Origin of the sequence: Mariniflexile sp. TRM1-10, from assembly GCF_003425985.1 — a bacterium.
Taxonomy (GTDB): Bacteria; Bacteroidota; Bacteroidia; order Flavobacteriales; family Flavobacteriaceae; genus Mariniflexile.
This window is the reverse complement of the sequence record NZ_CP022985.1, coordinates 2108748-2134657: the sequence shown is the minus strand read 5'-3', so window position 1 is coordinate 2134657 and position 25910 is coordinate 2108748. Positions and strand designations below refer to the sequence as shown.

Below are 25910 nucleotides of genomic sequence, written 5' to 3'. Positions count from 1 at the left end.
ATCCTAAAATTTTAGGATGCTTTTCTTTTTTTAGTTTATTAATTTAAAAAAACGTAACTCTATTGAATTTCAGTTTCTTTTAAGCCTGCTATGACATTAGCATTATAATCTACTTCTTTTACGGTTTCATTAGTGTAATAAAACCATTTGCCGACTTTTTTACCATTATCATAATTTCCAGAAACAATTTTTTTGCCTGCTGTATCAAAACTTAACCACTCTCCTTGTAATTTACCATCTGTCGTATAAGTTCCTGTTTGACTTACAACGCCATTGTCATGATAATAAACCACTTCAATTAAATTAGTGTCTTTGTTAAGTTTTAAATCTCTCTTTTGTTGTCCAAAAGAAACCACAGTAATTAAAAAGGCAAAAAGTAAAATACATTTCTTCATAATTATGGGGGTTTTAAACATTATATATCAAATATAGTGATTTGGTAACATTAAAACAACACCTAGATAACATTAAGGTAACACTAAAATCGCAATTGATTATATATCAAATAGTTACTAATGTTAAATTTAACATTGGCAATATTAATAATTAGTTAATGTTAATATTACAATTAGCTAAACTAAAAGGTTGATATTCGCATTGTCTTAAGACGAAACAATTAGTTTTTCATATAATCTATTAGTTTTTGTCGACTACATTATTATGATTTCTAATGAGCTGCCTTAGGCCAAGGCAGCTTTTTTTGTCACAAAATTAATAATCAGGAAACATTCAGTTAACATTGGAATCGGTTATTTGCAGCGACAAAAATTAATAAACATTATGAAAATTAGATTATTCGCATTAGCCTTTTTAACGGCTCTTATGATGAATGCACAAGAAATTGAAGCACCAAAATTTGGAAAAGGAATTTTAAATCTTGTGGGTAAAGATAGTACTTGGTCAATGAAGGTAGCCGCCAGAATGCAATTTTTAACTGTGATAGACTGGGCTAATCAAGACGGAAACTATATTGACCCACAATCTAAATTTACGGTTAGACGCGCGCGACTAAAGTTTGAAGGATTTGCTTATAGCCCAAAATTAGAATACAAATTAGAATTAGGATTATCTAATGACGATATATCTGGAGCGTCTGTTTATACAAAGAATGCTCCTAGATACATACTCGATGCGGTTGTGAAATGGCATTTTGCTAAAAACCTACAGTTATGGTTTGGGCAAACTAAATTACCTGGAAACAGAGAACGCGTTATTTCTTCTGGAAACATGCAATTTGTTGACCGCTCGTTACTTAATAGCCGTTTTAATATAGATCGTGATATGGGTATTCAATTACATCATCAATTTAATTTAAGCAACTCTTTTGTTGTAAAAGAAATACTAGCAATCTCGCAAGGTGAAGGAAGAAATATCACAACTGGTAATATTGGTGGACACCAATATACAACTAGATTAGAGCTATTGCCTTTTGGTGAATTTGTTGGTGAAGGTGATTATTCTGGAAGTGATTTAAAAAGAGAAGAAACACCTAAACTTGCTCTAGGAGTATCTTATGATTATAATAATAATGCGGTTAAAAATCGTAGTAACCAAGGATCTTATATGACTAACGATACTGGTTTCTTTGAAACTAATATAAACACCTTGTTTATTGATGCCATGTTTAAATACAATGGATTCTCTTTTATGGGTGAATATGCTAACAGAGATGCTAAAGATGCATATGCAAAAAACTCCGATGGGTCTTTAACAGATGTCGAAGTTCAAGTTGGAAACGGTTTAAATCTTCAAGCAGGTTATTTATTTAAAACCAATTGGGAAGTAGCAGGTCGTTATACTAACATTGCTTATGACAAAACAATAACGGGGAGCGATATAGAAAATCAATACACCTTAGGTGTTTCGAAATATATAGTGGGACATAAACTTAAAGTACAATCAGATATCAGTTATTTAGATTTTGGATCTAATGATAAATTGATGTACAGATTACAATTTGACATCCATTTCTAATAAAAATATTAAAAACTTAAATCATGAAATCGCCATGATTTGGAAATCCAAACACCAATCAAAATAAAGCGATAACATATGACTTTTAAAAAACAAATAATTATTTACATATGAAAAAACAATTATTAACCTTATTCGTTGCTGTTTTAGCATTAAGTTGTGGAAACAAAAACAAATCTTCCGAAGCTAATAATTCTGAAACTTTAACAGGCACTATAAAAGTGGATGGTTCAAGCACCGTTTTTCCAGTTACCGAAGCTGTAGCAGAAGAATTTAGAAACGTGCAACCTAAAGTAAATGTTACTATTGGTGTATCTGGTACTGGTGGTGGTTTTAAAAAGTTCTCTAGAGGTGAAACCAATATCTCTAATGCTTCAAGACCAATTAAAGATAAAGAAATTGCTGCTTGTGCAGAAAACAACATTACATATTTAGAGCTAGAAGTAGCTTACGATGGGTTGGCTGTTTTAGTAAACCCTGAAAATACTTGGGTTGATAATTTTACTCCAGAAGAGTTAAAAAAAATCTGGGAGCCAGCCGCTCAAGGTAAAATTATGAAATGGAATCAAATACGCCCAGAATGGCCAAATGAGGAAATTCATTTATACGGTCCTGGCGTTGCATCAGGAACTTACGATTATTTTACTGAAGCTATTGTTGGAGAAAGTGGTTCAAGTAGAGGTGATTTCACCGCAAGTGAAGACGACCATGTATTGGTACAAGGTATTGCCGGAGATAAATACTCTTTAGGATTTTTTGGATTAGCCTATTACGCTGAAAACAAAGACAAATTAAAATTAATTGGTGTTGATAACGGTACAGAGATTATTAAACCTTCTTTAGAAACAGTAAGAAACGGCACTTACACCCCTTTGTCTAGACCTTTATTTATATATGTAAATAGTACTTCCGTAAAATCGCCAGAGGTTATTGCTTTTGTTGAGTATTATATAGATAATGCAGCCGAATTATCTCAAGATGTTGGCTACATTCCACTTCCTACTGAACTGTACACAAAGCAAAAAGAAAATTTCAGAACTTTTGTTGAAAGTAACAAATAAACAGAAGTTTCTATTTGGAAAATCAGGTATAGCACTATACCTGATTTCCTTATTTTGATACTATTTCGTATGCGAAAAACCAAAGAATTTATCATTGAAAAATCTCTATTTGCAAGTTCGCTAATAACCATTGCAGTAACTATTGGTATTGTTTTAGTACTATCCATTGAAGCTGTGCAGTTTTTTAGCGAAGTATCTATCATAGATTTTATTACTGATACCCAATGGACGCCATTATTCACCGAAAAACACTTTGGAATTTTACCGTTACTTTCGGGCACATTGCTTACTTCTTTTATTGCCATAGCAGTGGCATTACCTATTGGCTTGTCTATTAGTATCTATTTAAGTGAGTACGCTCCAAAATCCTTCAGAAAATCCATTAAACCTTTACTAGAGCTTTTGGCTTCCATACCAACAGTTGTTTATGGTTTTTTTGCGCTTGTAGTGGTAACACCTTACTTACAACAAATTATTCCTAATCTATCTGGTTTCAACTCACTTTCGGCAGGTTTAGTTATGGGTATTATGATTATTCCGTATATCTCGTCCATTAGTGAAGATGCTTTACATGCCGTACCACAATCGTTACGCGAAGCCTCTTTTGGCATGGGAGCAACAAAACTACAAACTGCATTTAAAGTTATTGTCCCTGCAGCATCTTCGGGTATCATTGTCTCTATTATTTTAGCTATTTCAAGAGCTATTGGAGAAACCATGATTGTTGCTGTGGCTGCTGGCCAACAACCCAGATTAACACTAGACCCAACAGTTCCAGTAGAAACAATTACAGCTTATATAGTTCAGGTAAGTTTAGGCGATGTTCAACATGGTTCACTCGAATACAGAACCATTTTTGCTGCGGGAATTACGCTATTTGTGTTTACATTTTTATTAAACACCCTTAGTTATAGAATTAGAAAAAAATACCGAGAGAAATATGAGTAATATTCAAAGAAACAGATGGAAAGACCAAGTGTTCAAGTTCTGGGGAATATTTTGTACACTTATTGGTTTGGTATTACTCGTCATATTTATTGGGAATATTGTTATTGATGGGTTTTCTAGAATTGATTGGGACTTTATTACGAACCTCCCTTCTAGAAAAGCAGAAAATTCAGGGATCTATACTGCATTAATGGGAAGTATCTGGATCTTACTCCTAACAACAATAATAGCTTTTCCTTTAGGTGTTGCAGCCGGCATATATTTAGAAGAATATGCCAATAACAACAAACTAGCTGGTTTATTAGAGATTAATATTTCAAACCTTGCAGGTGTACCTTCAATTATTTATGGATTATTAGGTTTGGAAGTATTTGTAAGAATCATGAATCTTGGAGCAAGCGTTCTTGCTGGCAGTTTAACCTTATCATTATTAATTTTACCAATAGTAATAGTTGCAACACGTGAAGCTATTAAGGCTGTACCAAATTCTATTAAAGACGCCTCTTATGCGTTAGGTGCTTCAAAATGGCAAACCATTTGGCACCAAATTTTACCCGCTTCTGGTGGAGGTATTTTAACAGGAGTTATATTAGCTTTATCAAGAGCCGTTGGTGAAACAGCTCCGTTAATAGTGATTGGTGCTTTGGCATATGTGCCATTTGCCCCAAAAACCCCAATGGATGAGTTTTCGGTATTGCCTATTCAAATATTCAACTGGATCTCTAGACCACAAGCAGGCTTTATTGAAAATGCTGCTGCAGCAATTATCATTTTATTAGGCATTACTTTTATTATGAATGCAGTTGCAGTATATTTTAGAAATAAATGGCAGAAGAAATGGAAATAATTATGGAACAATTAAAAGATAAAAGTACAGTGTTAGGTAGTGTCTTTGACCCATCTCTAAAAAAAACACCAAAAATAGAAGTTAGCGACGCAAAAGTGTGGTACGGTGATTTTATGGCTATTAAAGGCATAGACATGTCTATAAAACCACATACTATTACTGCTTTTATAGGACCTTCTGGATGTGGTAAATCAACATTTCTTCGTCTATTCAATCGTATGAACGATTATGTTGATGGTTTCAAAATGGAAGGTAAAATAAAAATAAACGGAGACAACATTTATAAGAAAAAAGTAAATGTTGAAGAACTTAGGAAAGAAGTGGGCATGGTATTTCAAAAGCCAAATCCGTTTCCAAAATCTATTTTTGAAAATGTTGCATACGGTTTAAAAATACAAGGTATTAAAGATAAAAACCTAATTGCTGAACGCGTTGAAAAAGCACTAAAACAAGCAGATCTTTGGGAAGATGTAAAAGACGATTTAAAAAAATCGGCACTTGCATTATCTGGTGGGCAACAACAACGTCTATGTATTGCCAGAACTTTAGCTGTAGAGCCATCAATTATTTTAATGGATGAGCCAACCTCGGCTTTAGACCCAATTTCTACAGCTAAAATAGAAGACCTTATTTGTCAACTTAAAGAAAAATACACCATCATTATAGTTACCCACAACATGCAACAAGCAAGTAGAATTAGTGATTATACTGCTTTTTTCTATATGGGAGACTTGATTGAGTACAACAAAACAAAAACAATTTTTACAAATCCAGAAAAACAACAAACCGAGAATTATATTACGGGGCGTTTTGGTTAAAATATAAACATATGGTATCAAATGCAGAACACCAAAGAGAAATTCTAAATCAAGCCGGATTAGAAATGTTGGAACTTTGCAAATCGCAACTAGAAAAAGCTATTGAGGCTTTTTTAAATAATGATAGCGATTTGGCAGAGGAAGTTATGAGCTCGGAAAACCGAGTGAACGCTTTAGATATTAAAATTGAAAAAGACTGCGAAAAATTCTTGGCATTATACAACCCTGTAGCTATTGATTTGCGTTTTATAATGGCTATTTTAAAAATAAATTTCGCATTAGAACGTATTGGAGATCATGCCTATAGTATTTCTAGATATGTAGTAGATAGAAACAAGAAAGTTTCTGAGCCATTGCTAAAAAGCTTAGAATTCGATCTTATGGTGGAAACCGTCTTTTCTATGATAGAAAACATAACACTTGCATACGAAACCAAAGATGTAAAAACGGCTAGAAAAGTATTCAAAAAAGACAAAATACTAGATAAAATCGATTTTAATTCTTTCGATATAATAGAAGGTGAAATAAAAAAAGAGGCGTCTTTAGTTGGCGAAGCCTTAGTAGTATCATCAGTTATTAAAAAAATAGAACGTGTTGGCGATTTAATAAAAAATGTTGGCGAAGAAATTATTTTTTATATTGATGCCGAAGTATTAAAGCATAAAAAAAAGAAATAAAACTTAAAAATTTTATTACATATTTTTTTACAAAAACCCTAATTGGTAACATTTTGTTAACATTGGGGTTTTTTATTTGAATTACTTTTGCACCGTTACTTTCAACAAATTTATTATGGAAAACATATACTTATATATGATTATCGCTCTTGCCATATTAGCAATCGCTGATTTGGTAGTAGGAGTTAGCAATGATGCCGTAAATTTCCTGAATTCAGCTATAGGCTCAAAGGCCATACCCTTTAAAACCATTATGATTGTTGCCAGTATAGGCGTTGGGCTAGGTGCCATTTTCTCTAGTGGTATGATGGAGGTTGCAAGATCTGGAATTTTCAATCCCCATGAATTCATGTTCAATGAAATCATGATTATTTTCATGGCAGTGATGATAACGGATATTCTGCTATTAGATTTTTTCAATACCGTGGGGATGCCAACATCTACAACTGTTTCTATTGTTTTCGAATTATTGGGAGCATCAGTTGCCATGGCACTTATTAAAATTGGTCATAAAGGTGGAAACTTTTCCGATGTTGTGAACTATATCAATACTTCCAAAGCAGGAGAAATCATTTTTGGTATTTTACTTTCTGTTGTCATTGCCTTTTCAATAGGTGCTGCTGTACAGTGGGTAGCACGTTTGCTATTATCTTACAATTATGAAAGAAAAGCAAATTGGGTAGGTGCTCTATTTGGTGGTATCGCCATAACTTCTATCACCTATTTTATCTTTATGAAAGGTATTGGCGGAACAGTTTATGCCAAACAAAGCTATGATTTTATAGGAGGTTCGACAATTAAAGAATTTTTAAGCAACCAAGCTCCTTTTATTATCTTTACAAGCTTCATTTTTTGGTCATTGTTTTCTTATCTTTTAATAAGCTTTACTAGGCTTAACATCTATAAGTTAGTAATCATCATAGGTACTTTTGCGTTAGCTTTAGCATTTTCAGGAAACGATTTGGTTAATTTTATTGGTGTACCAATTGCTGGATGGCAATCGTACTCTGCTTGGGTTGGCACAGGTATTTCACCAGAAGCTTTTAGTATGGGCTTTCTTTCTGACAAAGTACCTACTCCTACCTTTTTGTTAATTATAGCTGGGTTGGTAATGGTAGCTACCTTATGGCTATCAAAAAAAGCAAAAAATGTGACCGAAACCGAAATCAACCTATCTAGAGAAGGTGATGGTAAAGAACGTTTTCAACCTAACTTTTTATCTCGTAGTTTTGTAAGGTTTGCCATGTTATCATCTCAAATGACATCGTATATATTGCCAAAAACTTGGCAAGCTAAAATTGAAAAACAATTTGAAAAACCTGTAATTAACTTAGCTAAATCCAAAACACACGAATTACCTGCTTTTGACATGGTACGTGCAGCTGTAAATTTAATGGTAGCTGCCATTCTTATATCATTAGCAACCTCTATGAAACTTCCACTATCTACAACCTATGTAACGTTTATGGTTGCTATGGGTACATCATTAGCCGATAGAGCTTGGGGAGCCGAAAGTGCTGTTTACAGAGTAGCGGGTGTTTTAAACGTTATTGGGGGATGGTTTTTTACAGCATTTATTGCTTTTATCGCTGCTGCCCTTATTGCCTACTTGCTAAACTGGAACGTTGATGTTATGATGCCTGTGTTATTGTTGGTAGCTATCTTATTGATAGCTAGAAATTATATAGCACATAGAAAGCAGTCTTCTGAAGCTAAAGCCGAAGATAGTTTAACGAAAGCTGAAAGCAGCTCTATTCAAGGTGTTATATACGAAAGTGCCAACAACATTGGTAATGTTGTAAAACGTGGTAATAAAATATACACCAATGCCATTAATGGGTTGGCGAAGCAAGACTTGGCGTTATTAAAAAAGAACAAAAAGCAAATAGTAAAATTATCTAGCGAAGTAGATGAATTACGCGATAATATTTTCTATTTTATTAAAAATTTAGATGAATCCAGTGTTGGAGCCAGTAACTTTTATATTCATGTTTTAGGCTATCTTCAAGATATGACCCAATCTTTAGAGTATATTACTAAAGTGAGCTATAAACATGTTCAAAACAATCATAAAAAACTAAAATTCAATCAAATTAAAGAATTAAAAGAGGTAGATGAACGATTTGAAACCTTTTTCAATAATACTCAAAAAGCTTTTGATTCCAGATCATTTGAAGAAATTGGAATTATTTTAGGCAGAAAACAAGAGATTTTAGGTTTGGTAACCTCAAAAATTCAAAAGCAAGTTGAACGTACACGCACTGAAGAATCGAGTCCTAAAAACACAACCTTATATTTTAGTTTGTTATTGGAAACCAAAGATTTGTTAAATGCTACTATGAATCTTTTGGAAGAATACCATAATGCACACGACAGTTCTGTTAAACCTGCTACTTTAGTACAAAATTCAACAGAATCTAAATAATAATTTTTATAAGTCAAACAACAAAAGCCATCTTAATTAAGATGGCTTTGTTGTTTATTTAATTTATTTACTTTTGTATAAAATTTAAATAACATACAATGATTTCAGCAAACGAGTATTTTGATAGTAATGTAAAATCTTTAGGCTACACCACAGCAACAGGAAATTCTACTTTAGGCGTTATGAACCCTGGTGAGTATGAATTTGGAACTTCTAAGCACGAAACTATGCGTGTTATTGAAGGTGAAATGACTGTTAAGCTACCTGGGGCTACAGAATGGGTAACATTTAAAGCTGGTGAAGCTTATGAAATAGATGCTAACAAAAAATTTCAAGTTAAAGTATCTGTACAAACATCCTATTTGTGCCAATATAAATAATAGTATTGAGAAACTGTTTAAATTTTATCTAAAAGCATCAATAAACAAAACTTAAATAGTTTCTGAAAAAATTCCATAAAAAAAGCACCTCAATCGAGGTGCTTTTTTACAACACTTAATCTGAAACTGCTTTCAAATATTATAAATTTAAATTTGGGGCAAATTTATTAAGACCCACACATTAAACAATCGTCTCCTTCTGCCGCTTTTGCCTGAGCTATAAGTATTTTCATTTCTTCAGCTGACATGGGTTCTATTTCTGGAGCTTGTTGTTTTGCAAATTTAACCGCTGTTTTTTCAGCTATATGTTTTTTCTGTTTTTGTACAACGTCTTGGTTTACTACTTCTACCCCTTCTGTAGTAGGCTCTTCCTTTTTAGTGGTTTGTAAGGTGAATTTAATAGCATCTACAGCACTCTTAGTACGTAAATAGTACATCCCTGTTTTTAGCCCACTCTTCCAAGCATAGAAGTGCATAGACGTTAATTTTGCCATAGTTGCTCCTTCCATAAATAAGTTAAGCGATTGCGACTGATCGATAAAGTAACCTCTCTGGCGACTCATATCAATAATGTCTTTCATACTTAACTCCCAAACCGTTTTATAAAGTTCTTTAATCTCTTGTGGAATGATCTCAATACCTTGAACCGAACCATTAGCTCTCATTATTTCTTGTTTTAAACCATCATTCCATAAACCCAACTCCACTAAATCTTCCAATAAATGTTTGTTTACTACAATAAACTCTCCCGATAATACACGACGTGTATAAATATTAGAGGTATATGGTTCAAAGCATTCGTTATTTCCTAAAATTTGGGAAGTTGAAGCTGTTGGCATCGGCGCTACTAAAAGCGAATTGCGTACGCCGTGTTTTAATACTTGTTTACGCAGTTTTGCCCATTCCCACATGCCGCTCAATTCTTCGTCCTTTAAACCCCAAAGGTTATGTTGGAACTCCCCTTTACTTATTGGAGATCCTTTATAAGATTGATAAGGTCCATCTACTTTGGCTTCTTCCATACTTGCAGTAACCGCAGCAAAATAAAGCGTTTCAAAGATATCCTGGTTTAATTTTTTTGCTTCATCGCTTGTAAAAGGCATACGTAATTGAATAAACGTGTCTGCCAACCCTTGCACACCAAGACCTATTGGTCTGTGACGCATGTTAGAGTTTTCAGCTTCTTTTACAGGATAATAATTTCTATCAATAACCCTATTTAAATTTTTTGTTACGCGTTTTGTAATACGGAACAGTTCTTTATGGTCGAACTCACCATTTTTAACAAACATAGGGAGTGCTATAGATGCCAAATTACACACAGCAACTTCATCGGGTGATGTATATTCTAAAATCTCGGTACATAAGTTAGATGAACGAATGGTTCCTAGATTTTGTTGGTTTGATTTACGGTTAGCTGCATCTTTGTACAACATATATGGCGTACCGGTTTCAATTTGGGATTCCAGTATTTTTTCCCAAAGTTCACGGGCTTTAATAGTCTTACGGCCTTTTCCTTCAGCTTCATATCTTAAATATAATGCTTCAAAAGCGTCGCTATGTACTTCGTCTAAACCCGGGCATTCGTTCGGGCACATTAACGTCCATGGTCCGTCTTCCTGAACACGTTTCATAAATAAATCGGAAATCCACATGGCGTAAAATAAATCGCGTGCACGCATTTCTTCTTTTCCATGGTTTTTCTTTAAATCAAGGAAGTCAAAAATATCAGCATGCCAAGTTTCAATATAAATAGCAAAACTTCCTTTGCGTTTTCCGCCACCTTGATCTACATAACGTGCTGTATCGTTAAAAACCTGGAGCATCGGCACAATACCATTACTAGTGCCGTTTGTCCCTGCAATATAGCTTCCTGTAGCACGAATATTATGTATAGCCAAACCAATACCACCAGCAGATTGCGATATTTTAGCTGTTTGTTTTAATGTATCGTAAATACCATCAATACTATCGTCTTTCATAGTTAATAAGAAACAAGACGACATTTGTGGTTTTGGTGTTCCTGAGTTGAAAAGTGTTGGTGTAGCATGTGTAAAATATTTTTTAGACATGAGTTCGTAGGTTTCAATAACCGACTCTAAATCGTCTAAATGAATACCTACTGCCACACGCATTAACATGTGTTGAGGGCGTTCAGCTATTTGACCATTAAGCTTTAATAAATAGGAACGTTCAAGCGTTTTAAACCCAAAATAATCATAACCAAAATCACGGTTATAAATAATGGTAGAATCCAGAACATCCTTATTTTTCATGATAACCTCGTAAACATCATCGGCCAAAAGTGGTGCATCTTTACCAGTTCGAGGGTTTATGTAAGTGTAAAGGTCATGCATAACCTCACTGAATGTTTTCTTCGTGTTTTTATGTAGGTTAGAAACAGAAATTCTTGCCGCTAATCGTGCATAATCTGGGTGTGCCGTTGTCATCGTTGCAGATATTTCGGCTGCTAAATTATCAAGTTCGCTAGTGGTAACACCGTCATATAAACCTTCAATGACACGCATCGTTACTTTTAACGGATCTACCAATTCGTTTAACCCGTAACACAATTTACGCACCCTGGCGGTGATTTTGTCGAACATAATCTGTTCTTTTCTGCCATTTCTTTTTACTACATACATATTTTTATACTTTTTTTAAGTTTTACTGATACACCTTCAGTAAAACGGTTAGTTAGTTATCCCAAATACTATCTAATTAATAACTAGTTTAGTACTTAGTGGTTTCGTTGGATTAATAAAATTTATTCAAATTCTCATTTTACTGAAACTGGCTCAGTGAAAATGTATGAGAGCAATACCTTTATAAGGTAAAAAAAGCTTTTTTTTTAATTGACTTTAATGATGAACTCGATTAAAAATCGGCATCAAAAGTAAATTTATCTTTTTCTTCTTCTTTATTAAGAACGCCTGCTTTTTGGTATTCGGACACACGTTTCTCAAAGAAATTAGTTTTCCCTTGCAATGAAATCATATCCATAAAGTCGAACGGATTTGCTGTATTATATTCTTTATCGCAGCCTAATTCAAACAACAATCTATCGGTTACAAACTCTAAATATTGCGACATAAGTTTAGCATTCATGCCTATTAAACTGGCTGGCAATGATTCCGTTATAAACTCACGCTCGATATCTAAAGCATCTACCAAAATCTCTCTAATTCTATCTTTTGGCACTTTATTTACCAAATGCTTGTTATGTAAGTGTACTGCAAAGTCGCAATGCACACCTTCGTCACGAGAGATCAACTCATTTGAGAATGTCAATCCTGGCATTAAGCCTCTTTTCTTTAACCAGAAAATAGAACAAAATGCCCCTGAAAAGAAAATACCTTCTACCGCTGCAAATGCAATTAAACGTTCTGCAAAACTTGGAGATTCAATCCATTTCAAAGCCCAATCTGCTTTTTTCTTTATCGCAGGGAAATTTTCAAGCGCATTAAATAATAAATCTTTTTCCTTTTCGTCTTTAACGTAGGTATCAATTAAAAGTGAATAGGTTTCACTGTGGATGTTTTCCATCATAATTTGAAACCCGTAAAAGAATTTCGCCTCACTATACTGTACTTCGCTTACAAAGTTTTCTGCTAAGTTTTCATTTACAATACCATCACTAGCCGCAAAAAAGGCCAAAATGTGTTTTATAAAATAGCGCTCGTCATCGTTTAGTTTATTTTTCCAGTCTGAAAGATCCTGATGTAGATCAATTTCTTCTGCAGTCCAAAAACTAGCCTCCGATTTTTTATACCATTCCCAAATATCATGATGTTCAATTGGAAAAATAACAAAACGATTTTTGTTTTCTTGTAGAATGGGTTCTATTGACTGAGACATTTTTTTTGGGTTTTATTTTAAAAGTTAAACGAAAATCTGTACCGATTTAGGGAGTAACAAAGATTGAAAAATGCTGTTAAAAATGAAAGTTTAGTTATAAACAATGTCAAGAAGTTTTTAACAATTAAAGAATTTACAAACAAAATGAAGTTTACAAAATAAAAGTGTTAATAGTCTGTTTTTCAAGTTTTTACAATTTTTTAATTTTCAAAAAGTTTACAGGAAAAAACAAGTTTTTATATTTTAAACCCCTTATTTTAAAGGTGTTTAAGAGGATTATTTTTAGTTATTGGAACTTGTTGGCAACCTTTTCCAATTCCGAATACCAGTCTTCACCAAATTTTCTAATTAAGGCCTCCTTTACAAATTTATAAACGGGAATTTGTAATTCTTTTCCAAGCGTACAGGCATCGTCACAAATTTGCCATTTGTGGTAATTTACTGCCGAAAATTCAGTGTAGTCTTGTACTCGTATGGGGTATAAATGACAAGAAACAGGTTTTTTCCAAGAAATTTCACCTTGGTTATAGGCTTCTTCAATAGCACATAATGCCACTTTCTTTTCATCAAAAATCACATAGGCACAATCGGCACCATTAATTAAAGGCGTTTCTAAATCGCCATCTTCAGAGACCACGTATACACCCTGGGATTCTATCGCTTCAATGCCTTCTTTTCTTAAAAAAGGTTTCACTTTAGGGTATATGTCTTTTAATATCTCGGCTTCCTCTTTTTCTAAAGGGGCACCCGCATCACCATCAATACAACAAGCACCTTTACATGCCGATAGATTGCACATAAAATCCTTTTCAATAATATCTTCTGAAACGATGGTCTTCCCTAATTGAAACATATTCTTTAATTATAGAACTCATTTAAACTTTTCATAATTGGTTGAAAAGTTTAAAGGAGTTCATATTGTAGTGGGCAAAAATAACTAAACTTTTGCGTTTAATGCTATAGATATTGTACACAATCCTATACTTTTGCAACAATATATAAGAAAGCGCACAAATGCAACTTAATTTTAAAGAAATATTTACTGCTTTTATGGTATTATTTGCTGTAGTAGATATTGTTGGCAATATTCCCATAATAATAGATTTACGAAAAAAAGTAGGTCATATTAACAGCAGGAAAGCCGCCATTATTTCGGGAGTTATCATGGTGTCATTCCTATTTTTGGGTAAAAGTATTTTAACCCTCATTGGTATTGATGTAAACTCGTTTGCCGTAGCTGGGTCGTTTATTTTATTTTTTATTGCGTTGGAAATGATTTTGGGCATCACACTTTATAAACATGAAGATCACACTGCAGACACTGCCTCGGTATTTCCGTTGGCATTCCCGCTTATTGCCGGTCCCGGCAGTTTAACAACACTCTTATCACTACGAGCTGAATTTGAAACCGAAAATATTATAGTAGCCATTATATTAAACGTTATTGTTATTTTTATTGTTTTAAAAACATCTAGAACCATCGAACGCTTTTTAGGGCAAAACGGCATTAGCATTATTAGAAAAGTATTTGGCGTGGTATTATTAGCCATTGCTGTTAAACTGTTTGCCCATAATATTAAAGCACTATTTGAAATTATTTAACCTATAGACAGATGAAAATTTTAACCATTATAATTAGCGTGCTTGCCTTAGCACTTATAGTTTTCAACTTTACCAAAGTGAATTTTGAATCCCCTTTTGAAGGCGAAAGTATGATTGCTTTAATAACCATTTTAGCAGCACTTTGCGCCATTGTCATGATGCTCATTTTAAGGGTTTCTAAACATATTGAAGAAAAAGTAAAACAACGCCGTTAATGTTTGATGCCTTAATAATAGGTGGCGGAGCCGCAGGTTTACAATGCGCTTTAGTGCTGGGATCTGCTAAAGGCAAACCCTTTTCTGAAAACAAGCATATTGGCATCATTGCACATCAAAAAACATCGCATTTACAAACCGCTCTATTTAACAATGTGCTTGGTTTAACGCCTGGAACTACAGGAGAATCTATTTTAAATTCAGGTAAAGCACAATTAAAGTCCTTATATCCACATGTTAAACAGATTGAAAACGAAAAAGTTTTAGAGCTATCAAAAACTGAAGATGTTTTCAACATAAAAACCAACAAACACACTTATAAATCCAAACTGGTTGTAGTTGCGGTAGGCTACACCAATTTAATGACTATAAAAGGTTTGGAACCATACATTGAACCCCATCCGCGGGCAGCGATTGAAAAAAACCGCATTTGGCTAAAAAACATTGACCACTTAGTGGATGAGAATCTATATGTTGCTGGCTCGTTGGCAGGTTGGCGCAGTCAGTTTGCTATTTGTGCAGGCAGTGGCGCCCATGTTGCTACTGATATTTTAACCCTTTGGAATGGCGGGAAGCATGTGAAGGTGCATGATAAGATTGGTTAACTTGTAAAGTTGCAAAGACTCAAAGATACAAAGTTGCAAAGCCGAAAAGTGCACTATTAACAATATGGACATCTAAAGAGTTGCTTTGAAATTTCAAAAATACTGAAAACTGAGACTGAAAACTATTCCCCCCCCTCACTCAACTCAATAACCTCTTCAATCATAATATCGCGTTGATTGAAAACTTCCTCAAAAGCACCCGCACCATAAAGTTGGTCGGCCAATGTTGCCTTTAGATATTGCTTTACCTCATCGTGATACGCCACGAAGGTTAATTTAGATTCGGTTCTTTTATTTAAATATTCTTGAAAATCATAGACCATCTTCGTTGGGACCTCAAAAACATCAATAAAATCCTGTCTAGAAATATCGCCGTAAAACATCCTGTCTTTTTCTAAGGTTTCAAAAATAAAATACCCCATAAACCCACGACGTTGTAAAAAGGTAAGGGTTTCGTTTTGCATGCTGTTATCTATAGGCACAAACACGTCTGGTATAATACCGCCTCCGCCATATACAATTTTCCCTTTTGGGGTTTTGTATTTTAAAGAATCGGCAACGTGGATTTTTTCTGGATCCAAAAGCTCACCGCTATCCAATCTTTCAAAATATTCATCGTAATAATCTTTATTTCCCTTATTGTATGGCCGTTGAATAGAACGCCCTGTTGGGGTGTAGTATCTTGATACGGTTAGTCTCACCGCACTTCCATCGCCCAAATCCATTTCGCGTTGCACCAACCCTTTACCATACGAACGACGTCCAACAATAGTACCTTTATCATTATCCTGCAATGCACCCGCAACAATTTCACTTGCAGATGCTGAGTTTTCGTTTATTAATACATAAAGTTTGCCGTTTTCAAAATCTCCCTTATCGGTGGCGAAACTTTTTTCAACATTACCTCGTTTGTTTTTTGTGAACAAAATCAATTTATCATCTTCCAAAAACTCATCTGCAATTTGTTCGGCAATGCCCAAAAAACCACCTGGGTTGTCACGTAAATCAAGGGCAATTTCTGTCGCTCCTAAGTCTAGAAGTTTATCCAAACCTTTTTTAAATTCTTTATAGGTGCTTTCGGCAAAACGGTTAATTTTTATATACCCTAATTTTTTGGTAAGCATATAAGCAGCATCCACGCTTTTTATTGGAATGTGAGAACGTTTCACTGTGAAATCCAACAATTTTGATTGGCCCTTTCTAAATACCTTTAAGTTGACTTTACTGTTTAATGGACCTTTTAGTTTTTTTATCAATTCGCCATCTTTCAACTTATTACCAAACAGCGTATCGCCATCGGCCATCACAATGCGATCGCCACCTTTAATACCAGCTTTGTCACTTGGCCCACCTTCTATGGCTCTAATAACGGCTATGGAATCTCGATATGGATAAAAACTAATACCAATACCAACAAAATCTCCTTTCATGCTTTCCGCAACACTTTGCATATCTTCTTTGGGAATATACACTGAATGTGGATCCAAATTTTCTAAAATGCCATTTACGGTAACGTCTACAATACTATCGGTATTAATATCGTCTACATAATCGTAATCTATATAGTCTATAAGTCTGTTGAGCTTATCCTTTTTGCTGTTTTTTGAAAATAATTTATCGGGCACATCGCTAAAATTCAGCTTGCCTCCAATAAAAATGCCCGCAGCAATGGCTACACCTATTATTAAGGGTAAATATTTCTTTTTATATGGCATTAGGCTCGTAGATCTTCAATTTGTTTTAACTCAATTCCTGCTTTTTTTAAGAATTCTAATCCAGAATCGTCTTTATAAGCTATATGATATACCACTTTTACAATACCTGCTTGATGGATGAGCTTGCTACACTCTTTGCATGGCGACATGGTTATGTAAAGTGTCGCACCTTTGCAGGATTGGGTTGATGCCGCTACTTTTAAAATAGCGTTTGCTTCGGCGTGTAATACATACCATTTGGTGTATCCCGCATCGTCTTCACAAAAATTTTCAAATCCTGATGGCGTACCGTTGTACCCGTCTGAAATTATCATTCTATCTTTTACTATAAGCGCACCTACTTGCCTACGTTTGCAATACGATAATTTTCCCCATTCTTGTGCTATCCTTAAGTAGGCTTTATCGTATTTAAGCTGTTTCTTTTCTGGCATTAATTTTAATTATAATTTGGGCGTTACCCTCATTTCAAGTTTTAAGTTTAAAATGAAACTTAAAACTATTCGGGTCGGGCTATCCGTTACAATCTTTTGCAAAAAAGCAAAAGGATTTTCACTACTATCCCTAACGCAAAACAATATAACGAATATACTTGGTTCGTATTTTAATTGCAACGCAAGTTCGTTAAACTTTTTAGAAAGTTTGTGAAAATAATAACAAGTTTTATCTGGAAAGGTGGTTTGCGTTAAAGGCTACTCACACATACTATTTTAACCTGAGTTCGATGTAATATAATCTGGTATACAGGCACTTAAATAGTTAAATAAAAAAAAGATATCATTACAAAACCTTCGTTCTGGTTGATAAACATACCCTGTAATTTTTAATAGTTTAATCGTGTAATCGTTGAATCGTGTATTACAAACTTCATCGACACCTCAAACTCTGAACTTTGAATTTTGAATTTTGAATTTTAAACTAAGCCAGAAAATCGCTGTTAAGTATCATAGGAATAACCAATCCAACTACGATGGCAGAGATGACCATAATCCAGTCACGCTTATTAAACCTAAATATGGTTTGCATAATATAACCTAATAGTAAAACCACAAATACAATGATTATTTGAGCCAATTCGATCCCTAAAGCGAACTCTAGCAATAGCACTAATTTACTATCGGAATCGCCCAATAGCATCTTAAACTCCCGAGCAAAACCTAAACCGTGTATTAAACCAAAGAAAAGGGTTGACAAAAACAAGACGCCTACTTTTTCTTTTTGGGCACCTTTACCCGAAGTAAACACATTAAAAAGCGCTACAATTAGTATGGTTATAGGTATCAAAAACTCCACCATAACCGCTTTAACACTAACAATATTATACACTGCTAAAACTAATGATAGCGTATGCCCCAAGGTAAACATGGTTACTAATAATAACACGCGTTTCCAATCTTTAAACAAATATGGAACGGTTAAAACAATAAGAAATAATACGTGGTCGTAGGCTTTTATATCAAGGACGTGGTTGATGCCATATTGAACGTTGAACCAAAAATTTTCGAACATAACACTATATTAGGATTTAGGGAAACCCAAATATACAATTATTTAGATTTGTTTAACGATGCGCCATATTTTTTATTGAGTTGCAAAAGCATCTCTTTGGTGATGTCTTCAATATTGAATTGGTGCTTCCATTTCCAATCTTCTCTTGCATAAGAATCGTTAATACTCTTTGGCCAACTATTGGCTATATCCTGTCTGTAATCTGGTGTGTATGTAATTTTAAATCCCGGTATGTGTTTTTTTATGGATTCGGCAAGCTCTTTTGGTGTAAAACTAATAGCTGCCAAATTATACGACGATCTTATCTTTACAGCATCTTTATTGGCCGTCATAATATCTATGGTGGCTTTTATAGCGTCGTCCATAAACATCATGGGGAGTTCGGTCTCTTCAGTTAAAAAGCAATCATAGAAACCATCGGTTATAGCTTTATGGTAAATTTCTACCGCATAATCGGTTGTACCGCCACCTGGCAATGTTTTCCAGCTAATAATGCCCGGGTAGCGTAAACTGCGAACGTCTACATCATATTTTTTATGATAGTATTCACACCAGCGTTCGCCAACTTGTTTGGTAATACCATAAACAGTAGATGGCTCCATAATAGTATATTGTGGCGTAAACTCTTTAGGTGTAGTGGCGCCAAATACGGCAATGCTCGATGGCCAAAATACTTTTTTTATAAATTTCGCTCGGGCCAAGTTTAGCACATGAAACAACGATTCCATGTTTAAGTCCCAAGCTTTCATGGGATATTTTTCGCCCGTTGCACTTAAAATGGCTGCCATTAAATAAATGGTATCAATCTTATACTTTTCAACACACACTTTAATGCTTGCGTAGTTTTGCGCATCAACAATTTCGAAAATACCCGAATTAACAACGTCTAAATTACTGTAACTAATATCGCTGGCAATAACATTTTCCTCACCAAACAACCGCCTAAGTTTAAGTGTTAATTCTGACCCAATTTGACCGCAAGCACCAATCATTAATATTTTCGACTTCATTTAAAGCTGTGTTTATAAATATTTATCAAAAATAATAAGTTTTTATTGATAATATCGCATTTTAAAACTGAAATATTACTAATACTAATACAAACTATCTAACAAAAAAAAGAAACGAATCTTATATCTTTGCTTTTTATATATGATATGTTATGAATTTTAAGTATTTAAGTATTTGGTGCTTTTTGGTTATTGCTTTCTCTTGTAAAAAAAATCAGGAGCAGGGCGAGGCAACTCTTGATAAAGCCAACGATAGTCTGGAAATCAAAGTAAAAGACATTTCGAAAATTAAGTACACCGATTATATTTTAGATAGCAGAACAGAAGACATTACTATAAATTGGAATGCATACAAGCAACTGCAAGAGGTCATAGACCATGTAAAGAAGGCCGATTTAAGTTTCTTTTACAATAACACTAAAGAAGTTAAAGAGTTACTAACCAACTTAAAACAAACCATACCCAGCAATATAAATAGCCCTGCCATTTTAGCAAGAATTTCGGCTTTAGAAACCAAACTTTTAAAATTGGAAAGTTTATCAAATTTATCTACCACAAGCAAGGAGGAACTTCTTGAGAACATCAAAGGATTTTTGGTAGCGTTTTCTAATTTAAACCTACAAATGAATAAGAAAATAGAAAACGATAATATTATTATTGAAAAGCCATAAAATAAAAAAGCGGCAAGCATTAAATAACACTTACCGCTTTTAGGTATTTAGTTTAGTTAGTTTTTAGGTTGTGCTGCTTGTGCCTGTAACACTTGTTTTTGTCTTAACAATTCGTTTTTTGTTAACTGAATTAAATTAAAGTTTGGCGACAACTTTAAAGTAGCATCCAAAATATCTACAGCTTTATCGATATTTTCTTTTTTGTCTTTGTTATAGGTAGATAACGCATTTAAGTACATAAAAGCCGATTTTAATGATACTTCATAGGGCGTTTGGGTTTCGTAAAATGCTTTTTTCATATCGTCTTTAGAGTTTGCCAACCCATAAGTAATGTGCTTATCCGCTTCGGCTAGTTTTTGAGTTTGCAAACAAAGCTCAGCCAATTCATAAGCAATTAGAGCATTTGGATTTCTTTTAAACATTTCATCAAATTGCCCAATAGCTAATTCTGGTTGTTTTACAGCCTTTAACGAAACAGCTTTTACTTCTATAGCAATGTCTGAATCGTCCACCATGCGTTCATAACCTATGGTGTTTAAAGCTTGCATATATTTATCTTCACTCATATAAATATAAGCCAGCGTATCCATTCTTGCCGGAGAAGGCGACAACACATTTAAATGCGTCATAGCGTTGATGATGCCTTGAACATCTCCCTGTTTTTTCATTTGCTTATAATAAGCTTCATAATGCTTCAATAAATCGGAGTTGCTTTGCGCACCCATTATAAAACCACTCACCAAAAATCCTAATACAAATAATCTTTTCATCTGTTTATTTTATTGTTTTTTAATTGTCAGATGGAACACCCTTAACAATCATCCTCGTGTGTATGAATGCCATTCCCATGGGTGTTTCATTGTTATACTATTTTAAAGCACTAAAACTATAAAAAATTAGCATTTAAACCCTTAAAAGTATACTAATTATTTCCGTTTCAATTAATAATTAATTATTCTTAAGGTTTTATTATGGATTTAATGTCAGATGAAAAATACATTATTAGGAAAATTTAAAAAAAATAAGTACATTAGGTTGTTAAAAGATAGAATTATGGGAATTAAAAGTTTTTTAGCCTCTCGAAAAAATCAGCAGAATACCTGTGTAGATTTGCCTATTAAGGTTAGTGACTACATGTCTACAAACCTGATAACCTTTAAGTCTGAGGAACTCATAGAAAAAGTGATTGATTCCTTAATTAAAAACAGAATTTCTGGTGGTCCGGTCGTAAACGATGAGCATGAATTAATTGGTATTATATCTGAAGGCGATTGTATTAAACAAATAAGTGAAAGCAGGTACCACAATTTGCCTATGGAAAATAATACTGTTGAAAAATGTATGGTGAAAAATGTTGAAACCATTGATGGGAACATGAATATTTTTGATGCTGCAAATAAATTTCTAGAATCAAAACGCAGACGTTTTCCTATTGTTGAAAACGGAAAATTGGTAGGTCAAATAAGTCAGAAAGACATTTTAAAAGCAGCCCTTGCCTTAAAAGGACATACATGGTAGTGTTTGTTTAGCTTTCTCTTTTTACCAAGGCATAATATTCATCTTCTAAGGGCAAGTACCCTTGATCGTAAACAAAGTAATAAACGGTACCTACTTTAGTAGTATAAGTACTTGTGAAAAAATTAAAATCAAAACCATGTTGAATAAGTTTTGTTCTCGTGGTTTTTGTTTTTTGTTCTGGGTTTAACGTTTCTAAAATGCGCCAATTTTTCCTTAATCGATTATTTATGTTTCGAATTAAGTTTTTAGAATCTTTATTTATGGTATTGTTATAGGCATTACGGCAATAATCACTACAAAATTTTTTGTCGCTTCTTCCTATTATTTTTTCACCACATTCTAAACAAGCTTTGGACATAAGTACATCTTTTTTATAAATGTACAAATTTATTTTTGACAGTAAAATAATATAATTCTTCTGTTATTGGGAATTACATGCCTGTTTACACCAATAAAAAATGAAGAAAATCGATTCAATATTAAAAAAACTAGGCTATGAGAAAGAAGTTTAGTTTTAGAGAAATAAAACTAATAAAGTCATTCATTATTAGTTTTTTATTAGTAATTATTTTACTGACTATATCATTTCTTTTTTTTCAGGAATCAATTCTATGATTAGGGCTATAATATATATTAAAAAATATATGACTATATACCAATAAAAATAGATATATGAATCAAAAATAAAGCCTATTGAATATATAGTAAACAATAGTAAAGATTTCCATATCATTAGAATAAGGGATGAAAGAGAAATACAACAACTAAATAAAGCGTCTTCATCTTCCCTTGATTTATCATTTAGCAAAACAATCAGCCCTAATGAAAATGTAGAAATAAAGCTTAATGTACATGATAATGTCACTAAAATAGTTGCATCAGTAGTTTTATTTATAAAAATTATTGTTTATAAAAAAAAATGACAGATACCACAAAGGAGATGTTAATAGAGATAATGCAAATGATTTTAGAAACTGATTAGACTCCTCTATATCCTTAACATACGACATTGTAAATTGTATTAATAACTGAAATATACAACAAAACAATAAAAATCTTATAATAAGTCTTTTAATAGACTTTGAAAATTTTATTTTATTAAGGTAGGTAGATTGCTGACAGTCGGAAGCAAAATATTATTCTTTATCTTTAGATTGGAAAATTTTGCCTAAAACAAAGATGCTAGCAAGACCAATTACAGTTGTAGTTCCTAATGCTATTGCAAGAGTTTCATAACCTTCTGTCGCTAAATAAACAGTAGAGGCAATACAAAGTAGAGCTAATGTAAAACCAAAAATTTGACCTCTACCACTTTGTTTTATTTGTCCTTTTATAGCGAAATCTTCTAAATCCATTCGATGTTTAGATTGGTTTTCTGCCATTTTCACAACACGTTCAGCACCATCTTTTACTACATTATTATACTGTTGCAAAACTTCAGGTGAAGGTAATGGTCCACTAAAACTTCTCTTAATTGTAAGGACAGATATTATTTTTTCCTTTTTCTCGTCAGAAATTTCAGGGTCATTTAATATTTCTTGAATTTCTTGAGGAATGTCATTTTCTTCCTCCTCATTGATTGGGTCTAAAGCTTCTGACATTTTATTTTAAGGAAAGTTCTTTTTTAACGTTTTTGATAGCTTTTTCAATATCTTGTCCAACAACACCCCAATCTGATTGTATAGCTTTAAAATCAGCTTCTAAAGAAGTCTTTGAAGTATTAAACTTATAGTAATTTCCAAACACGTTAAAAGCACTACCCATTCCAATAAAAAATGAACTTTTAGGGAATAAGAAGTCAGTTCTGTATTTACGAATTTTAGTCATTTTTATAACTGTTAGTTGTTTATAAGTTTATTGTATTTGTTAATACAAAGTTACAATATAATAAAATATTATGTAATTAAATATAAGTTAAATTATATAGAAGACATATTATTACGTTATAAGATACATTATTTAATTCATATATTAAAACGTTATGTGTTAAAGTGTATTATAAATTATATACGCAAACAAGCTAAAAAAGTTGGAAAAAATAAATAGATTTCAGTAATTCAAATATAGATTAGCTCTTTTTTACACTAAATATTTGTTTGTTGTGTAAATAAACACTATGTTTATTTCTTTAAATAATAAGATTATGTTCAATAAAGAAGTAAAATCAGTCTTAGACTTAATCCAAGCCTTTCCAACTGAGCAATCTTGTATTGACCATTTAGAAATATTACGTTGGAACGGTAACGTCGTAAGTCCTTTTGATGCTACTTCTAAAGTATATGATTGTAAAGGAAATAAATATAAATGTAAAAACACAGGAAAATACTTCAACGTTAGAACGAACACTATTTTTGATAATACTAAAATGGATTTACAAAAATGGTTTCTTGCCATTTGGATTGTAACATCATATAAAAAAGGAATCTCATCTATACAGTTAAGCAAAGACTTAGGAATAACCCAAAAAAGTGCTTGGTTTATGCTACAACGTATTAGAAATTGCTTTGGATTGGATTAATCAAGGTGAATACGTAAGAGGTCGTGTATCTATAAACACCATAGAGCATTTTTACGTTGGTGAATTTGTGTTCAGATATAAGACAAGATTCATGAAATGAAAGATTTAATTTACCTTTGTCTTACATCGAGAATAAAGCAACTTTAAAGAATTAATAAATGTATAGTTTAGAAAACACAAACTTCATGTTTTATTCATCGGATAATGGCACAACCAATATCCAAGTAATATTAGACGATAAGAACGAAACGGTTTGGGTTTCTCAAAATAGCATGGCTGAAATATTTGACACTACCAAACAAAATATCAGCCTTCACTTAAACAACATATACAAAGAGGGTGAATTAAATAAATTTTCAACTGTCAAGGAAATCTTGACAGTTCAAAAAGAAGGTGGTCGAAATGTTCAAAGAAATATTGAGTTTTATAATCTTGATGCTATAATTTCAGTTGGCTATAGGGTTAGTTCACAAAAAGCCACCATGTTTAGAATTTGGGCTAACAGTATTTTAAAAAGTTATCTTGTAAAGGGTTTTGTGCTTGATGACAACAGATTAAAACAAGGGAAAAACTTATTTGACAAAGATTATTTTGATGAATTAATTGAGCGTATTAGAGAAATACGTGCTTCTGAAAGACGTTTTTATCAAAAAATTACGGATATCTATGCCACTGCAATTGATTATGATCCCAAAGCTCCAATTACACAAACTTTCTTCGCAACAGTACAAAACAAGCTAGAGTATGCCATTACTAACCATACAGCATCAGAAATCATAAAACTAAGAGCAAGTTCCAAAAAACCTCACATGGGATTAACAAGTTGGAAAAATGAAAAAAAAGGAGGCAAAATACTAAAGTCAGATGTCGGCGTTGCAAAAAATTATTTATCCCAAGAAGAAATATCTGAATTAAACAGGATTGTTACTATGTATCTAGATTATGCAGAAAACCAAGCCAGTAGAGGTAAAATAATGAATATGAAAGATTGGGTGGGCAAATTAGACGCTTTTTTAACATTTAATGACTACGATATTTTAAATGATGCTGGGAAAATGAGAGCAAATGTTGCTGAAACATTTGCTGAAAAAGAATTTGAAAAATTCAGGGTAATCCAGGATAAAGAATATAAATCTGACTTTGATAAAATGGTTGAAGGCGTCAAAAAGGGTGAATTACCAAGTGAAAAAAAAATTGAAATTCAAGAACCCTTTTCAGAATTCAACCAAAAACTAAAACAAGGGTTAAATTACAATCCTAAAGACGAAAAATAAATTTTACCCTCAGTATTGGCTGTTTAGTTAAGGAGTTATCGCTATAAAAGAAAGGAGTATCATTAACAAGTGTAACAAACTCCTATCCCTATACATTGAAGAGGCAGCTATATACAATTTTTATATTTCTGCAACATATTTATACACCCCTGTTACCGGCATCTATATACATTATGGGACAAGCTCAAAATCAAAAAATAAATCAAGATTATCAAGGAAATAAATGCCTTTTAAAAATTAAATGTTAATTATGCCGTCAACATTAGTAATTTATTTGTACTTTTGTAT

At 33.1% G+C, this 25910-nt stretch carries 26 protein-coding genes and 1 pseudogene; 15 read left to right on the top strand and 12 right to left on the bottom strand.

From position 1 onward, the window contains the following. Nucleotides 1–59: 59 nt before the first annotated feature. Entirely contained in the window at nt 60–395 is a 336-nt protein-coding gene (locus CJ739_RS09120) for a toxin-antitoxin system YwqK family antitoxin (RefSeq protein ID WP_117178874.1), read from the bottom strand. 385 nt (nt 396–780) lie between these two features. On the opposite strand from CJ739_RS09120, the gene CJ739_RS09115 reads away from it, so the two are divergent. The 8 genes from CJ739_RS09115 (at nt 781) to ppnP (ending at nt 9130) form a co-directional block, all read left to right on the top strand. Further along, complete coding sequence (locus CJ739_RS09115) at nt 781–1974, top strand: porin (RefSeq protein ID WP_117174535.1); 1194 nt, start codon at nt 781–783, stop codon at nt 1972–1974. Between the two features lie 110 nt (nt 1975–2084). Next, complete coding sequence (locus tag CJ739_RS09110) at nt 2085–3035, top strand: PstS family phosphate ABC transporter substrate-binding protein (RefSeq protein WP_117174533.1); 951 nt, start codon at nt 2085–2087, stop codon at nt 3033–3035. A 69-nt stretch (nt 3036–3104) separates the two neighbouring features. Continuing rightward, nucleotides 3105–3983, top strand: a complete 879-nt coding sequence (pstC, locus tag CJ739_RS09105) for a phosphate ABC transporter permease subunit PstC (protein ID WP_117174531.1) — start codon at nt 3105–3107, stop codon at nt 3981–3983. After that, nucleotides 3976–4830, top strand: coding sequence for a phosphate ABC transporter permease PstA (gene pstA / locus CJ739_RS09100; protein ID WP_117174529.1), 855 nt, complete (start codon nt 3976–3978; stop codon nt 4828–4830). The genes pstC and pstA overlap by 8 nt, the downstream gene beginning before the upstream one ends. Further along, the gene (pstB, locus tag CJ739_RS09095) at nt 4809–5648 is read left to right on the top strand and encodes a phosphate ABC transporter ATP-binding protein PstB (RefSeq protein WP_269467306.1); all 840 of its coding nucleotides are present in this window, start codon (nt 4809–4811) and stop codon (nt 5646–5648) included. The genes pstA and pstB overlap by 22 nt, the downstream gene beginning before the upstream one ends. A gap of 11 nt (nt 5649–5659) precedes the next feature. Beyond that, nucleotides 5660–6325 (top strand): phosphate signaling complex protein PhoU, encoded by a 666-nt coding sequence (phoU, locus tag CJ739_RS09090; RefSeq protein ID WP_117174527.1) that lies wholly within the window; start codon nt 5660–5662, stop codon nt 6323–6325. 115 nt (nt 6326–6440) lie between these two features. After that, a complete protein-coding gene (locus tag CJ739_RS09085; RefSeq protein WP_117174525.1) occupies nt 6441–8750 on the top strand; it encodes an inorganic phosphate transporter in 2310 nt (769 codons plus the stop codon). A 98-nt stretch (nt 8751–8848) separates the two neighbouring features. Further along, a complete protein-coding gene (ppnP, locus tag CJ739_RS09080) occupies nt 8849–9130 on the top strand; it encodes a pyrimidine/purine nucleoside phosphorylase (protein ID WP_117174523.1) in 282 nt (93 codons plus the stop codon). Between the two features lie 167 nt (nt 9131–9297). On the opposite strand, the gene CJ739_RS09075 is transcribed toward ppnP, so the two are convergent. The 3 genes from CJ739_RS09075 to CJ739_RS09065 form a co-directional block, all read right to left on the bottom strand. Next, a complete protein-coding gene (locus CJ739_RS09075; protein WP_117174521.1) occupies nt 9298–11775 on the bottom strand; it encodes a ribonucleoside-diphosphate reductase subunit alpha in 2478 nt (825 codons plus the stop codon). Between the two features lie 232 nt (nt 11776–12007). Further along, nucleotides 12008–12988, bottom strand: a complete 981-nt coding sequence (locus CJ739_RS09070) for a ribonucleotide-diphosphate reductase subunit beta (protein WP_117174519.1) — start codon at nt 12986–12988, stop codon at nt 12008–12010. 286 nt (nt 12989–13274) lie between these two features. After that, nucleotides 13275–13841, bottom strand: coding sequence for a DUF3109 family protein (locus tag CJ739_RS09065; protein ID WP_117174517.1), 567 nt, complete (start codon nt 13839–13841; stop codon nt 13275–13277). A gap of 161 nt (nt 13842–14002) precedes the next feature. Here CJ739_RS09065 and CJ739_RS09060 point away from each other — a divergent pair, with 161 nt between their 5' ends. From CJ739_RS09060 to CJ739_RS09050, 3 genes are read left to right on the top strand one after another with little or no spacing between them, the layout of a single operon-like run. Further along, a complete protein-coding gene (locus tag CJ739_RS09060) occupies nt 14003–14590 on the top strand; it encodes a MarC family protein (protein ID WP_117174515.1) in 588 nt (195 codons plus the stop codon). Nucleotides 14591–14601: 11 nt separating this feature from the next. Continuing rightward, nucleotides 14602–14805 carry a hypothetical protein gene (locus tag CJ739_RS09055; RefSeq protein ID WP_117174513.1) on the top strand — a complete coding sequence of 68 codons (204 nt, stop codon included), beginning with the start codon at nt 14602–14604 and terminating at the stop codon, nt 14803–14805. Continuing rightward, the gene (locus tag CJ739_RS09050; protein WP_117174511.1) at nt 14805–15410 is read left to right on the top strand and encodes an FAD-dependent oxidoreductase; all 606 of its coding nucleotides are present in this window, start codon (nt 14805–14807) and stop codon (nt 15408–15410) included. Before CJ739_RS09055 ends, CJ739_RS09050 begins: the two co-directional genes overlap by 1 nt. Nucleotides 15411–15532: 122 nt before the next feature. Here CJ739_RS09050 and CJ739_RS09045 read toward each other — a convergent pair whose 3' ends face one another. The 4 genes from CJ739_RS09045 to CJ739_RS09030 form a co-directional block, all read right to left on the bottom strand. Next, nucleotides 15533–17125 carry a S41 family peptidase gene (locus CJ739_RS09045; protein WP_117174509.1) on the bottom strand — a complete coding sequence of 531 codons (1593 nt, stop codon included), beginning with the start codon at nt 17123–17125 and terminating at the stop codon, nt 15533–15535. Next, nucleotides 17125–17556 (bottom strand): deoxycytidylate deaminase, encoded by a 432-nt coding sequence (locus CJ739_RS09040; RefSeq protein WP_117174507.1) that lies wholly within the window; start codon nt 17554–17556, stop codon nt 17125–17127. Before CJ739_RS09040 ends, CJ739_RS09045 begins: the two co-directional genes overlap by 1 nt. Before the next feature lie 484 nt (nt 17557–18040). After that, a complete protein-coding gene (locus tag CJ739_RS09035) occupies nt 18041–18631 on the bottom strand; it encodes a HupE/UreJ family protein (RefSeq protein WP_117174505.1) in 591 nt (196 codons plus the stop codon). Nucleotides 18632–18669: 38 nt separating this feature from the next. Then, a complete protein-coding gene (locus CJ739_RS09030; RefSeq protein ID WP_117174504.1) occupies nt 18670–19641 on the bottom strand; it encodes an NAD-dependent epimerase/dehydratase family protein in 972 nt (323 codons plus the stop codon). Nucleotides 19642–19793: 152 nt separating this feature from the next. On the opposite strand from CJ739_RS09030, the gene CJ739_RS09025 reads away from it, so the two are divergent. Beyond that, a complete protein-coding gene (locus tag CJ739_RS09025; protein ID WP_117174502.1) occupies nt 19794–20312 on the top strand; it encodes a hypothetical protein in 519 nt (172 codons plus the stop codon). Nucleotides 20313–20368: 56 nt separating this feature from the next. Here CJ739_RS09025 and CJ739_RS09020 read toward each other — a convergent pair whose 3' ends face one another. Continuing rightward, entirely contained in the window at nt 20369–21082 is a 714-nt protein-coding gene (locus tag CJ739_RS09020) for a hypothetical protein (RefSeq protein WP_117174500.1), read from the bottom strand. Between the two features lie 283 nt (nt 21083–21365). Here CJ739_RS09020 and CJ739_RS09015 point away from each other — a divergent pair, with 283 nt between their 5' ends. Continuing rightward, nucleotides 21366–21830 carry a CBS domain-containing protein gene (locus CJ739_RS09015; protein WP_117178870.1) on the top strand — a complete coding sequence of 155 codons (465 nt, stop codon included), beginning with the start codon at nt 21366–21368 and terminating at the stop codon, nt 21828–21830. 7 nt (nt 21831–21837) lie between these two features. On the opposite strand, the gene CJ739_RS09010 is transcribed toward CJ739_RS09015, so the two are convergent. From CJ739_RS09010 to CJ739_RS09000, 3 genes are all read right to left on the bottom strand, one after another. Further along, nucleotides 21838–22188: a hypothetical protein gene (locus CJ739_RS09010; protein WP_117174498.1), complete on the bottom strand. Its 351-nt coding sequence runs from the start codon at nt 22186–22188 to the stop codon at nt 21838–21840. A 778-nt stretch (nt 22189–22966) separates the two neighbouring features. Next, on the bottom strand, nt 22967–23431 hold the full coding sequence (locus CJ739_RS09005; protein WP_117174496.1) for a DUF2335 domain-containing protein: 465 nt from the start codon (nt 23429–23431) through the stop codon (nt 22967–22969). A 1-nt stretch (nt 23432) separates the two neighbouring features. Then, on the bottom strand, nt 23433–23657 hold the full coding sequence (locus CJ739_RS09000) for a hypothetical protein (protein WP_117174494.1): 225 nt from the start codon (nt 23655–23657) through the stop codon (nt 23433–23435). Between the two features lie 316 nt (nt 23658–23973). Between CJ739_RS09000 and CJ739_RS08995 the strand changes: the two are divergent. Together CJ739_RS08995 and CJ739_RS08990 are read left to right on the top strand one after the other, a co-directional pair. Continuing rightward, nucleotides 23974–24333: pseudogene (locus CJ739_RS08995) on the top strand (transposase); the annotation flags it as partial. Between the two features lie 173 nt (nt 24334–24506). Beyond that, nucleotides 24507–25622 carry a virulence RhuM family protein gene (locus tag CJ739_RS08990; RefSeq protein ID WP_117174492.1) on the top strand — a complete coding sequence of 372 codons (1116 nt, stop codon included), beginning with the start codon at nt 24507–24509 and terminating at the stop codon, nt 25620–25622. Nucleotides 25623–25910 lie beyond the last annotated feature (288 nt).